General features: G+C 33.0%; 7 protein-coding genes. 6 read left to right on the forward strand and 1 reads right to left on the reverse strand.

The annotated features are described in order from the left end of the window. From AAON49_RS08185 to AAON49_RS08205, 5 genes are all read left to right on the forward strand, one after another. Positions 1-292 (forward strand): T9SS type B sorting domain-containing protein (locus tag AAON49_RS08185; RefSeq protein WP_349554028.1); only part of this gene is annotated, 292 nt, incomplete at its 5' end. Between the two features lie 104 nt (positions 293-396). After that, positions 397-4908 (forward strand): FIDD domain-containing protein, encoded by a 4512-nt coding sequence (locus AAON49_RS08190; RefSeq protein WP_349554029.1) that lies wholly within the window; start codon positions 397-399, stop codon positions 4906-4908. Between the two features lie 65 nt (positions 4909-4973). Further along, positions 4974-6962 carry an excinuclease ABC subunit UvrB gene (gene uvrB / locus AAON49_RS08195; protein ID WP_349554030.1) on the forward strand — a complete coding sequence of 663 codons (1989 nt, stop codon included), beginning with the start codon at positions 4974-4976 and terminating at the stop codon, positions 6960-6962. Positions 6963-7002: 40 nt separating this feature from the next. Continuing rightward, positions 7003-9384, forward strand: a complete 2382-nt coding sequence (locus tag AAON49_RS08200; RefSeq protein WP_349554031.1) for a hypothetical protein — start codon at positions 7003-7005, stop codon at positions 9382-9384. A 124-nt stretch (positions 9385-9508) separates the two neighbouring features. Continuing rightward, complete coding sequence (locus AAON49_RS08205; protein WP_349554032.1) at positions 9509-11071, forward strand: M28 family peptidase; 1563 nt, start codon at positions 9509-9511, stop codon at positions 11069-11071. A gap of 78 nt (positions 11072-11149) precedes the next feature. Here the strand turns inward: AAON49_RS08205 and sucC are convergent, their stop codons facing one another. After that, the gene (gene sucC / locus AAON49_RS08210) at positions 11150-12346 is read right to left on the reverse strand and encodes an ADP-forming succinate--CoA ligase subunit beta (RefSeq protein WP_349554033.1); all 1197 of its coding nucleotides are present in this window, start codon (positions 12344-12346) and stop codon (positions 11150-11152) included. A gap of 331 nt (positions 12347-12677) precedes the next feature. Between sucC and AAON49_RS08215 the strand changes: the two genes are divergently transcribed. After that, on the forward strand, positions 12678-15113 hold the full coding sequence (locus AAON49_RS08215; protein ID WP_349554034.1) for a DUF5916 domain-containing protein: 2436 nt from the start codon (positions 12678-12680) through the stop codon (positions 15111-15113). The last annotated feature ends 36 nt before the right edge of the window (positions 15114-15149 follow it).

The raw sequence follows: 15149 nt of genomic DNA on the forward strand, positions 1-15149 counted from the left end.
TGTATCAGTTGTAGAGTTTCCTAAATTCTTTACTCCTAACAACGATGGTATTAACGATACATGGGCTATCAAAGGAGCTAACTCTAGCTTCTTCCCTACTTCGCAAATACACATCTTTAATAGGTTTGGAAAAGTAATGGCAGAAATTAACATTGATAACCCTGGATGGAATGGTACTTTCAATGGAAAGACACTTCCATCTGATGATTATTGGTTCTCTATCAGATTAATTGATAGAAATGGTATTCTCCGAGAACGGAAAGGTAATTTTTCACTATTGAGGAATCAGTAATATCACCATTTTTAGTGAACAGCTCCCTTGAATTGGGGACTTGAAAATTTCATCTTTTTTGGGAATTGACACGAGTACCTTGTTCTCATAACTTCGTAAGCGTCATGAGAAATAGTCCCCCCAAATATTCTTGTGCACTACTTTTTTGTCTCCTAATATTACAGATTGCATCAGGTCAATTAAGTAAGAAGCACTATATCCCCCCGTTAACTTATGCAGAGTTTGGAAATGCACAACCACAGGATCAATATATTTACATTTCAACCCCAAACAACCTCAATGTAACTTATACTGTAAGACCAATAGGTCAACCACAATCTAGTATTATAACTGGAACCGTAACTAATACAACTCCGGAAGAGATTTTTATAGGGACAGTCAATAGTCAATTATTCCAGCCTTCTACTCAAACAAGTACTGTAATTAGTAATAAAGGGTACATTATAGAATCTGAAGATGTTATTTATGTATCTGTTCGGATGAGAGCTGGAAATAACGCCCAAGCAGGTGCTTTGGTAAGCAAAGGAATAGCCGCTTTAGGAACCATTTTCCGTACAGGTTCATTTACCAATGAAAATCCTCAAAGCAATTATTTGAATTTCTTTTCTTTCATGGCTACAGAGAATAACACTACTGTTGTTATTGATGATCTCCCTCCAGGAATTTCAATCAAAAACTACACAGGAACCTTCCCTATTACCGTTACTTTAAATGAAGGAGAAAGTTATATTGTTGCAACGAACAGTAATGAAAGCACTATAAATAGAGATGGTTTAATTGGTACATTAATAGAGTCTGACAGACCCATAGTAGTAAATTCTGGATCAGCAAATGGAAGTTTTCACAATGGAAATGGTAGAGACTATGGAATTGATCAAATTGTAGATTTCTCAAAGGTTGGTAACGAATATATTTTTGTTCGTGGTGATGGAAGTAACAACTTTGAAAACATCTTACTTGTTGCGCATGAAGACAACACTTCTATTTCTATCAACGGAGGAAGCTCTATAGCCACAATCAATGCAGGTGAATGGCATTTGATTGAAGGAAATTACTACAATACAAATGGAAACATGTATGTAAATACTTCAAAAAATGTATTTGCCTATCAAGGTGTTGGTGGAAATGGAAATAGTGAAGCCAATCAAGGAATGTTTTTTGTACCCCCGCTTAGTTGTAATAATCGCGGTGATTTAAACAGCATTGCCAACATTAGAAATATAGGAAATAACATTTATAACGGTGGAATTACCATTGTAACTAACAAAGGTTCAGATGTTACCATTAACGAACAGCCTATTGCAAATTATAATACAACAGGCCCTTTTGATGTAGATGGAAACCCTGATTATGTAACTTATAAAGTATTGGGATTAAACAACAATGTCTCTGTACTAAGTAGTGGCGAATTGTATTGTGCCTATTTTAATTATAATGGAGTTGCTACTTCCGGAAGTTTTTACTCAGGGTTCCCTACACCACCAGAAATCGATTTTAATTTAGATCTCACTGCTGCAGGAAATTGTATTCCAAACATTACTCTTGAAGCTTTTAATACAGATGTTTTTGATTTAATTGAATGGTATTATGACAATGGAAACGGTTTTGTTCCAACCGGTGAAACCACCTCTACATTTAAACCTTTGGAGCCTGGAGGCTATAAACTTGTGGGTACAATTACTTGCTCAGGACTAACCTTTGATTCTCCTGCTGTTCGTGTTAGTGTTTGTCCTGATGATTTCGATAATGATCAAATCATAGACAATTTAGATATTGATATTGACAACGATGGAGTTCTCAATTGCGATGAATCTTTAGGAAATGTTCAATTAAATCTAACTGATACTTCAAACCCAATACTCAATTTCCAAGACGGAACAACTAATACTACATTTGCTAATGGAGCTATTACATCAAGTAGTACTTCTGGAAATACAAATACTATCACTACAGATTCAGACGGTAATTTCACAACCTTGGTTAATTCAGCAATTGAAGCCGAATTAAGTTACCGAATTGATTTTCAACAATCTGTAAACATCAAATTTCAAGAGACAACAGGATATGTTCATAATTCTGTGGATGGAGAAACTTTTAGCATTATCATTGGTCCGTCTGAACAAAATATTACGCTATTAGATCCCGATAATACTATCTTGGTAGACACTGATTTTGATGGTGTATTTGAAGCAGGTATTACAAACTTCTCCACATCAGAAATTCGCTTTCGATACAACCCAACTCCTAATGGCAACACTCCTTTTCAATTTGTTGCTAGTAAAATTGATTACGTAATTTTTAGACATCAATTAGTAAATACTACAAATCAATCTACATTTCAAGGAAACATAAGTTTAACTTGTTTTGCATTGGATTCAGATGGAGATGGTAATGAAGATTCCTTCGATCTAGATTCAGATAATGACGGAATTCCTGATTTGATAGAAATGACTGGAAGCCTAATTTCCTTAAGTGATAATGATTCTGATAACGATGGCTTGGATGATATTTTTAATGGAATTGGTTTAAATCCTGCCGATACAGATTCTGATGGAGTTCCTGATTATTTAGATCTTGATTCAGACAACGATGGAATCTTTGATCTCTTTGAAGCCAATCATAATCTTCCTGACAACAATTTAGACGGAGTGATTGACAATGCAGATACTTCTAGCGGAAGTAATGGATTAATAGATGCTTTAGAAACGTTACCAGATAGTTTTGAATTAAACTATATCATTGGTAACGCAGATAACGATAATTTGATTAATGCAACCGAACTGGATAGTGATAATGACTTATGTCTAGATGTAATAGAAGCGGGATTTACAGATGTAGATAATGATGGATTAATTGGAAATTCTCCTCTTCAAGTTGATGCAAATGGTAAAGCGTTAAATACTATAGATGGTTTTACAGTACCTAGCCAAAATTACACTATAGGTGCACCCTTGGTTATTAATAATCCATTTTCAGATGTAACTTTTTGTGAACGTTCTATTTCAACCATTACAATTGACTCTAGTGCTGATCAGTTTCAATGGGAATTTAGTACTGATGGAAATAGTTGGACAGATTTGCAAAATAATGAAGTCTATTCAGGTGTAAATTCTAATACATTAATTCTTACTAGTATTCCGTTATCATATAACAATTATCAATACAGAGTATCCTTAGGCAGGACTGGAAACAGTTGTGGGCTAACTACAAATTCTATTAGGCTAACCGTTGATCCCTTACCAAATGTAGGAACATTAGAAAATATTGAACTTTGTGTTGAAGCAGATAATTTAGGAATCAATGGTTTTGCACAGAATATAGATTTAGAACAACAAACACCAATTGTTTTAGGTGCTCAAGACCCTAATAACTTTAGCGTAAGTTATCATACTACACAAGAAGATGCAGATTTAGGAATAAACCCTCTTACTAGTCCTTTCAACAATACTGTTGCTTTTCAGCAAACAATTTACGTAAGGGTTCAAAATCTAACTACGCTTTGCTTTAATACAGATAATTCTTTTGATATCATTGTCAATACAAATCCAATTATCAATAGAGTAGATAATCTCGAATTTTGTGATAATATGTTGGACGGTGATGATACAAATGGATTTGTTCAAGATATAAATCTTGACACTCAGACAACAAGTATATTAGGAGTAAATCAAAGTACTATTGATTTTTCTGTTACTTTTTATGAAACCTTAGAAGATGCGAATTCTGAAATAAATCCAATCTCCTCTCCTTACAATAATACTATTGCCAATATGCAAGATATCTATGTAAGAGTAGAAAACAACAATACAGGTTGTTTTAATACAGCATTAGCTTTTCAACTAATTGTAAATTCGCTTCCAGAATTTGAAGTTACATCACCGCAATATATTTGTATTGAAGACATGAATCTTTCACTTGGTGTAGAAAACCCAGCAGATACTTATGATTACTTCTGGATTGATGCTGATGGAAACACTGTTCTTGGAGAGACCATGAATGCTACTAAACCAGGAATTTATTCTGTAACTGCTACTAAATTAGATGGCTCAAATTGTTCCAGAACAAGAGATATCGTAGTTATTACATCTGGTTTGGCCACCATAACAGAAGAAGATGTAATTATTGATGATGGAGATAATGATAACTCTATCCTCATCAATAATAACAATGGAAATTTAGGTCTTGGCAACTATGAGTTTGCTTTATTAGATATAGATGGAAACTTTGTTTACTCATATCAAGACGAGCCATTCTTTGGAAATTTACCAGGAGGCATTTATACAATTTTAGTACGTGATAAAAATGGATGCGGCGAAGCAGAGTTGGAAGTTGCCGTGATAGAACTTCCGAAGTTCTTTACACCAAATGATGATGGTATTAATGACACTTGGAATGTAAAAGGAGTAAACACCGATTTCTTTCCAAGAAGCAAAATATCCGTTTTTGATAGATATGGAAAATTTATTGCCGACTTCACCATAGATCAACCAGGTTGGAACGGGAGATATAATGGTCAAGTAGTTATCTCAAATGATTACTGGGTTCGTGTAGAACTTATAGATAGAAATGGAAAAGTAAGAGTAGAAACACAAAATTTTGCGCTATTAAGAAGATAAAAATTCCTCATTTTTATTTTCGATTTTCCATCCCATAAAATGAAAAAGCTTTGTATTTTTATGGGATGGATTTTAAGCTAAAATCGGAGTTCAAACCCACTGGTGATCAACCAGAAGCTATCAAACAACTTTCAGAAGGAATCTTATCACAAGAGAAGTATCAAACACTTTTGGGAGTAACGGGTTCCGGAAAAACATTTACAGTAGCCAATGTTGTGGAAAAGATTAATAGACCTACTTTGGTTTTAGCTCATAACAAAACCTTGGCAGCTCAGTTATACTCTGAGTTTAAGCAGTTTTTCCCTGATAATGCGATAGAATATTTTGTTTCTTATTATGATTATTATCAACCTGAAGCTTATATCCCTGTAACTGGAACTTATATTGAAAAAGATCTGTCAATAAATGACGATATAGAACGACTTCGTTTAAGCACAACATCTTCCTTACTTTCTGGAAGAAGAGATGTATTGGTAGTAGCTTCTGTATCTTGTTTGTACGGAATCGGAAATCCTATTGAATTTAAAAAGAATGTTATTCCTATTGAAGTAGGTCAGATTATTTCTCGTACAAAATTTTTACACCAATTGGTTACAAGTTTGTACTCAAGAACAGATGTAGAGATTAAGAGCGGAACATTCAAGGTAAAAGGTGATGTTGTAACTATCTTTCCATCTTATGGAGAAAATGGGTACCGCGTTCATTTCTTTGGTGATGAAATAGAAGAAATAGAATCTATTGATATTGTTTCAAATCAAGTCATAGAACGATTTGAAACCCTAACCATTTATCCAGCAAACCTTTTTGTGACTTCACCTGATGTGCTTCAAAATGCTATTCATGAAATTCAGGATGATTTGATGAAGCAGTATGATTATTTTAAAGAGATTGGAAAACATTTAGAAGCAAAACGTTTAAAAGAACGTACTGAGTTTGATTTGGAAATGATCCGTGAATTAGGTTATTGTTCTGGAATTGAGAATTACTCTCGTTATTTGGATGGTAGAGATGCTGGAACTCGTCCTTTCTGTTTGTTAGACTATTTCCCTGATGATTATTTAATGGTTATTGATGAGAGTCATGTAACCATTCCTCAGACTCACGCCATGTATGGTGGAGACAGAAGTAGAAAAGAAAATCTTGTGGAATACGGTTTTCGCTTACCCGCTGCAATGGATAATCGTCCGTTAAAATTTGAAGAATTTGAAGCGCTCCAAAACCAAACCATTTATGTAAGCGCCACTCCTGCTGATTACGAATTACAAAACACAGAAGGTGTTTTTGTTGAACAAGTTATACGACCTACGGGATTGTTGGATCCAGAAATTGAAATCAGACCCAGTTTAAATCAAATTGATGATCTGATTGAAGAAATTCAGATTCGTGTTGAAAAAGATGAGCGTACTCTAGTCACTACATTAACTAAAAGAATGGCTGAAGAATTGACCAAATACTTGACTAGAATTCAAGTGCGTTGTCGTTATATCCATTCTGATGTTGACACCTTAGAGCGAGTAGAAATAATGCAAGATCTTAGAAAAGGACTTTTTGATGTTTTGGTAGGTGTTAACTTGCTAAGAGAAGGTTTAGATTTACCTGAGGTTTCTTTGGTCGCTATTTTAGATGCTGATAAAGAAGGTTTTTTACGTTCACATAGATCGTTAACCCAAACTGTGGGGAGAGCCGCAAGAAATATTAATGGTAGAGCCATTATGTATGCTGATAAGATTACGCGAAGTATGCAATTAACTATTGATGAAACAAATAGAAGAAGAGAAAAGCAAATTGCTTACAATACCGCAAATAATATAACTCCGAAACAAATCAATAAAAAAATTGACGAAACCCTATCTAGGCAAGCAGTCGCTTCTTATCAATACAACAATGCCATTCAAAAAGTTGCTGAACAAGATTTAGAATACCTTCCAAAATCTGAAATAGAAAAAAGAATCAGAGATAAACGTAAACAAATGGAAGAAGCTGCCAAAGCACTAGATTTTATTGTAGCTGCACAATTACGTGATGAGATTAAAGTGCTAAAAGAAAATCTATAAATTAGGATATCCTTATTTATTATAATATTTTTATTCAAGTATGAAAAACTTGAATCATATCATATATAAGTCTTTTTTCAGTTTGTGTTTTTTAATGCTTACAGCTCTGTATAGTTTTTCTCAAACCAATGTTGTACAAGGATATAATAACCATTATAAATATTCTCAAGAAGATTTTCATCTTAGATTTAATAAAGAAGCTTATTATCCAAGTGAAAAAGCTTGGTTTCAAGCATTTGTAACAGATACAAAAACAAAAAAACTTTTTCTTCAAACTAAAAAAGCTAGCTTACTAGTATACAATCAACAAGGAAGGTTAATTGCTAAAAACGACTTACGATTTCAGAATGGAATCTCTAATTTCTTTATTCAAATTCCTACATCTTATACATCTTCTTCTATTTATTATAAAATGGTGAGTAGTTGGAGTAAAAACTTTGATGCTAATGATTTATATGAATTAAAAATTTACAATAGCAAGAAAGAAAACAAGATAGATAGCCCTTTAAAAACCGTCTCTTTTTTTCCTGAATCTGGCATTTTAATTCAGAATACAAATACCTTCATAGGAGTAAAAACAATAGATGTAAATGGAGAAGGCATTGCCGTTAACGGAAAAATTAAAGATGAAAACGATAAGATTGTTGGAGTTTTTAAAACAGATATTTCAGGAATTGGAAAATTTAGATTTCGACCTGTAGCTAATATGAAATATGTTGCAGAAATTACTGAAGATTCTGAGTATAGGAAATTTGAATTACCTAAAATTAAAAGTTCAGGTGTCCTTATAAATGTTGTTGAAAAAGAAGATGCAATACTTTTCTATTTTAAATCCAAAGATTTTATTCCTAAAAACAAACCCTTTGTTATAATTCACTCGAAAGGAAACATTGCAATTTCTAGTCCTATAAATTTAAAAGAAGGACAGGTTTTCTTCAGTTTTCCAAAACAAAAACTTTTAAAAGGCTTAAATACCATTACTCTTTTTGATGGCTTCTCTCCAATTGCTGAAAGACATTTCTTTAACGATTATGGAATCTCTTCAAACAAAGAAGATGTATTGATTCAAGCAAAACGAGTTTCAATAGATAGCGTTGAATTTGAATTGAGGAATTGGTTACCAAACTCACAAATGTTTTTATCTGTTTCTATTCTTCCCGAAGAAAACGAACTGGTCAAAAAGAATAATTTCAGATCCGATTTCTACTTGAAAAACATACTTACACAAAATGATTACTTCAATTACTTTAAATCTCAAGAAAGTATCTCTAGAATAAACACACATCTTCTTACCTATACAAGAGAAAAGGATAAATGGAAACAAATATTAGAAGACACTATAACAATTAAAAACGATTTTACTTCAGGTTTTACTGTTAAAGGGAAGCTCTTAGACAGAAAAGGAAATGGACTCTCAAATACCAAAGTGGATTTCTTTACAGACAATCAAATTGGGTACACAAATACAGACAACTTAGGGCATTTCTTACTAAAGGATCTGAATGTAGATGTTGGTGATAAAGTAATTCTCTCTGCAGAAAAAGGGAAAGGCAACAGAAGACAAATCTCATTCGAAATTTTTGAAGAAGAAAATACTCACGATACTATTATTCAAATAAAAAAGAAAACATTAACAGAGGTAAATAATATTGTTCAATCTCCTTTTGTAGATGATAGTGAGGTTTTAAAAGAAGTTATAGTTAAAGGAAATTCAAAAAAGGAAGAAGAAGACACCTTTATAAATCCTATGGATAAGTCTACTTTTAATGAATCTTTTAAAATCACTAAAGATCAAATTACTAAATACAGAGATGTTCTTTCTTATTTAGGAACTCGTGGCGGTATAAGAGTGATAAATAATGCTGGAAGCATTTATATTTTTTCTACTAGAACAAAACATCAAACAATTTTAGGACGCAATAACTTTGGTGTTGGTGGCGGAAGCCCTGGCAACATGATGAATGTTTATGTGAATAGAACCTTGATTAGAGCGAGTCAGTTTGAAATATTAAAAGAAATCACTTTAGATCAAGTAAAAAGCATAAAAATCAATCGTTCTGGAATTGGAGACGGAGGTAAAAATCCATTTGGATCTATTAACATCTATCTAACAAACGAAAGCGTTTTTGGTTATAAGAACACTAAAAATGATTCCTCTTTCCGTTATGAGTTTTTGACAAAAAAAGGTTTTTCTAAATCAGTTCCTTACGAAGCTCCCAATTATTTATATGATTCTTATAGCAAAGAATATAAAAAGCATGCAACTCTTTATTGGCAACCGAATATTCAGCTCACAAACATTCCTTATAAGTTAAAAGTTGAAATTCCTGAAAACATCCATCACTTGAAAGTAGTTATTCAAGGAATGACCTCAGATGGTAGTATTGTTGATTTTACGAAAGAGATTTCTTTAAAAGATTAAATTTCATAGGAAAATCTTTATTTTCTTAAAACTGTTAATAAATGTTAAAAGATGACTCATTTACAGAGGCCTCTCCTTTCTTTTTTGTAATATCGTATGTTATTAAAATGAACAACTAATTAAAATGAAAAAAACACTATTACTATTTAGTGCCTTAATGATCTTTTTTTCTTGTCAAAAAGAAGCTACCAAAGAAGATGTCATTAAGTATGCTAGCACTATTACCCAAGACGAGTTAAAAGAGCACCTATATATTTATGCTTCAGATGAATTTGAAGGTAGAGATACTGGTGAACCTGGACAAAAGAAAGCCGTAGAATACCTTAAAAAAGAATACGAAAAGTTAGGTATCGGACCAGTTATTGAAGGAAACTATTTTCAGAATGTTCCTTTAAATGAAGTAAGTACTCCTAAAGTTAATATTAGTGCTAACGGAAAATCATTCAATTATTACGATGATTTCATCTCTTTAAGTTCTGCCGAATCTGGAAAAGTAGATGCAACAGAGATTGTTTTTGCCGGATATGGAATTGATGATGAAAAATATTCTGATTACACAGATCTTAATGTAGCCGGAAAAATAGTTGTCGTAAAAAATGGGGAGCCTAAAGATAAATCAGGTAATAATGTAATTACTGGAGATAAGAAAGCTTCAAAGTGGTCTAACGGACGTCAAGCTATGTCTTCAAAGAGAGATGCTGCAAAAGAAAATGGTGCAAAAGCCTTATTCTTTGTAAACGATGATTTATTCAAGCGTTATGCTGCATTCTTTAAACAACGTGAAGAAAGTGGACACAGTAGTAGATTATCTTTACCACGTAAAAAAGACGCTGAAGCTAACATGTACTTTTTCCTAATTAGTGAAAAAATGGGGAAAGCATTGGTGAAAAATATTAGCAAGTCTACAAAGCCTGCTACCATTAAAACCAAATTTGAAATGGACTTCCAAACTTCTACTACTCCTAAACCATCGGAGAATGTAGCTGCTATTATTAAAGGTTCAGAAAAACCAGACGAATATATTGTAATCTCTTCTCACTTAGATCACGTTGGTGTGAATGAAAAAGGAGAAGTTTATAATGGTGCTGATGACGATGGTTCTGGTACTGTTTCTATTTTAGAAATTGCTGAAGCCTTTAAAAAGGCTGCAGATGCTGGACATGGTCCAAAACGTTCTATCATCTTCTTAAATGTAACTGGTGAAGAAAAAGGCTTGTTAGGCTCTAGATACTATACAGATTATGAGCCTTTAGTTCCTTTAGAAAATACAGTTGCAAACTTAAATATTGATATGATTGGACGAATTGATCCTAAACGTGAAGGAGATCGTAATTATATTTACTTAATTGGAAGTGATAAGTTAAGTACAGAGTTACATGACCTTTCTGAAAAGGTAAACGATGAATTCATGAAAATTGAATTGGATTATACGTATAATGACGAGAATGATCCAAATCGTTTTTACTACCGTTCAGATCATTACAACTTTGCAAAGAACAACATTCCTATTATTTTCTATTTTAACGGTACTCACGATGATTATCACAGAGTATCAGATACTCCAGATAAAATCAACTATGATTTATTAGAAAACAGATCTCGTTTGGTATTCCATACAGCATGGGAATTAGCTAATCGTCCAGAACGTATTAAAGTAGACAAAGGTGAAGAAACAGTAAAACCTTAAACATAAAGAAAATACAATAAAAAACGCCGCTCGAAAGAGCGGCGTTTTCTTGTTTTTATAAATCTTGTATTTAACAATCTAACTTGCTAATACTTCTTGTACTTTATCAGCAGCTTCTTGGAATTCTGTAGCAGAAATAATTTCCATTCCACTATTGTCAATTAATTCCTTAGCTTCTTTTGCGTTGGTTCCTTGTAACCTACAAATGATAGGTACGTTGATCTTGTCTCCCATATTCTTATAAGCATCTACAACACCTTGTGCAACACGATCACAACGTACAATACCTCCAAAGATATTTACTAGAATAGCTTTTACATTAGGGTCTTTTAAAATGATTCCAAAAGCAGTTTCTACACGTTGAGCATCTGCAGTACCTCCTACATCTAAGAAGTTAGCAGGGTCACCTCCAGCTTGCTTAATTAAATCCATAGTTCCCATTGCCAAACCAGCTCCGTTTACCATACACCCAACATTTCCATCTAAATCTACATAGTTCAATCCTGCAGCCTTCGCTTCAACTTCAATTGGATTTTCTTCTCTTAAATCACGTAATTCTGCATAGTCTTTGTGACGGAACAATGCATTTTCATCTAAAGTAACCTTCGCATCTACAGCTAAAATCTTATCATCAGATGTTTTTAATACTGGATTAATTTCAAACAAAGAAGAATCAGATTTTACATAAGCTGTATACAATGCAGAAACAAATTTTACCATCTCTTTGAAGGCACCACCAGACAATCCTAAGTTGAAAGCTATCTTACGTGCTTGAAAAGGTAGTAATCCCATTGTAGGATCTATTTCTTCCGTAAATATTAAATGTGGAGTCTCTTCGGCTACAGCTTCAATATCCATTCCTCCTTCAGTAGAATACATAATCATATTTCTACCCGTAGCTCTATTTAATAAAACTGACATATAATATTCTTCTGGTTCTGAATCTCCAGGGTAATACACATCTTCAGCAATTAAAACTTGATTTACTAATTTTCCTTCAGCAGGAGTTTGTGGTGTTTTTAACATCATTCCAATAATATCATTAGAAATTGTTTCAACCTCTTCTAAACTTTTTGCAAGTTTAACTCCTCCTCCTTTTCCTCTTCCACCAGCGTGGATTTGAGCCTTAACTACATACCAGCTAGTACCTGTTTCTGTAGTTAATTGTTTAGCTGCATCTACAGCATCTTTTTGATTGCTAGCTACAATTCCGCGTTGGATTCTTACGCCAAAACTGTTTAAAATTTCTTTTCCTTGATATTCGTGTAAGTTCATCTATGATCAATGTTTAAAAACGCTCACAAAAATACAAATTCCAATGAGAAAAAATCATAATCATTGATATAAAATATATACATAGCTTTCTGGTCAAAATCATTTTATAACAATTCACTACATCTGTTATACAGTTCATGTCATTTCATTTTCTCAAGACACACCATCAGTCTACTTTAGTGTTATAGAAATCTTAAAATTTACTTAAAAGACAAGTTTATTTGTAACGATGTAAAATTAACAATGTCCTTAGGGTAATTAACAGATTTTTATGTTTCTCGCACAAAGAACATAAATACATTAGCAACCATAAAAACTATAATCAACCAAAATGTTCAAAGTAAAATCCTTATTTGTTATCCTTTTTATAACATGCAGTTGTTTATTTGCTCAAGAAGAAATTAACAGCAATCGAAAAAGAATTAAAACCACAAGAGTAACCAAATCTCCAAAAATTGACGGCGTTTTAGATGACGAAGCATGGAAAGGAGCTGAAATAGCAAAAGATTTTGTTGTTTTAAGGCCAGACAATGGTCAGAAGGCACCAGAATCTCATAAAACAGAAGTAAAAGTTATCTATGATAATGATGCTATTTACATTTCTGCAAATATGTCTGATCCAGATCCTTCTAAAATTCCTATGGAATTTACCAATAGAGATAATTTTGGTCAATCAGATTTCTTTTTAGTAACCATCAACCCTAATGACGACGGTCAAAATGCTTTTGAATTTGTTGTTATGAGTACAGGGTCTCAGGCAGAGTCAAAAATTTCTCAAGGTAATGAAGACTTTAGTTGGAATGCTGTATGGGAAAGTGATGTAAAAGTAAACGGAACAGGATGGAGCGTAGAAATGAAAATTCCATACAGAGCCTTACGTTTTGCTAATGTTCCTGTACAATCTTGGGGATTTAATTTCCATAGGAGAATTCAAAATGAAAATGCACAACATACTTGGAACTGGATTGACAATACAAAAGGTATTTGGACACAGTATGATGGTTTAGTAGAAGATTTTAAAGACATCAAACCTCCAACTCGTTTGGCGTTTTACCCTTATACATCAGGAACTGTAGACACTTATGATGGAAATTCTGAAAGCTCTGGAAGCGTAGGTATGGATGTTCAATATGGAGTTACAGAGAATTTTACTTTAGATGCTACCTTAATTCCTGATTTTGGACAAGTTGGTTTTGATGATGTAAGTTTGAATCTAGGGCCTTTTGAACAAGTATTTAATGAACAAAGACAATTCTTTATTGAAGGAACTGAACTTTTTGGAAAAGGGAGATTATTCTTTTCTAGAAGAATCGGAAGTAGACCTACAGAATTTTCAAATGTTTATAATGAATTAGGAGCAGATGAAGAAGTAATTGATAATCCAGATGGTGTGAAAATGTTGAATGCTGTAAAAATATCAGGAAGAACTAAAGGAGGTTTGGGTATAGGATTCTTCAATGCGATTACTGAAAAAACAGAGGCAACCATTCGTAACAATGTTACTGGCGATACTAGGAAACGAGTTACTGAACCTTTTACAAACTATAATATTATGGTTGCAGATCAAGCTTTTAACCAAAACTCTTCTATCACATTAATCAATACAAATGTAACTAGAGATGGTCGTTTTAGAGATGCAAATGTTACTGGACTTCTTTGGCACGTGAGAACCAAAAACAGTAAGTATTTTGTTGATGGTTCCTACAAACAAAGTAGTGTGATGGAAAACGGAACTACTGTCACAGGTCGTACTTTTGATACAAGCATTGCAAAAGCTGCTGGTAACTGGCGTTGGGAAACAGGTTATAATTTTGAAGACAAAGATTACAATCCAAATGACTTAGGAGTATTATTCAGTAACAACGAACAAACTTTTTATGGAAATGTCTCTTATAGAATCTTACAACCTAAAGGAAAGTTCAATAATTACGGAATTAACACTTGGTGGAATATTAATTACTTACATACTCCAGGAACTTATACTGGAAATAACATCGGAATTAATGGTTGGTTTAACACTAGGAATCAAGTAAACTTTGGTGCTAATGTGAATGGAAATATTGGTCGTCAGTATGATTTCTTTGAGCCTAGACAAGGAAGTACTTCTGGAGTATTCTTTGTTAGACCTACAAGAATTACATTCAATAGCTGGTTTAATTCTGACAGAAGAAAGAAATTCTCGTACAGCGCTAATTTCTTCAAATCATCTTACTTAAACCACCCAAGAGATGCTTATGGATTTAATGTTTCACCTAGATACCGATTTAGCAATCAATTATCATTCTCTTACGGATTAGGGTTCAACCAAAATTACAATGATCAAGGTTGGGTTGGAGAAGATACAGGAGGTCAAGTCTTTGGACAAAGAGATCGTAAAACTTTTAATAATACAGTATCAGCCAAATATAATTTTAGTATCAAATCGTCTTTAAGTTTGACCTTTAGACACAACTGGTCTGATGTAAGATATGAATCACAATATTACAATTTAGGAACAGATGGTTACTTAAATCCAAGTTCTACTTACAACACCAATCATGATATTAATTTTAATAGTTGGAACCTAGACTTGAACTATTTTTGGCAATTCGCTCCGGGAAGTCAGTTAATTGCTTTCTATCGAAATAGTATCTTTAGTGTAAACGATCAAACAGGACAAGATTTCTTTACCAATCTAGACAATCTGTTCAATGAACCTAATCAACATATCTTTTCTTTACGATTAGTTTACTTCATCGATTACAATAAAGTAAAAAACATATTCTAAAATAATCTTCATTTGAGCACTTTTTAATACTTTCGT

Source organism: Pseudotenacibaculum sp. MALMAid0570, from assembly GCF_040151415.1.
GTDB lineage: Bacteria > Bacteroidota > Bacteroidia > Flavobacteriales > Flavobacteriaceae > Polaribacter.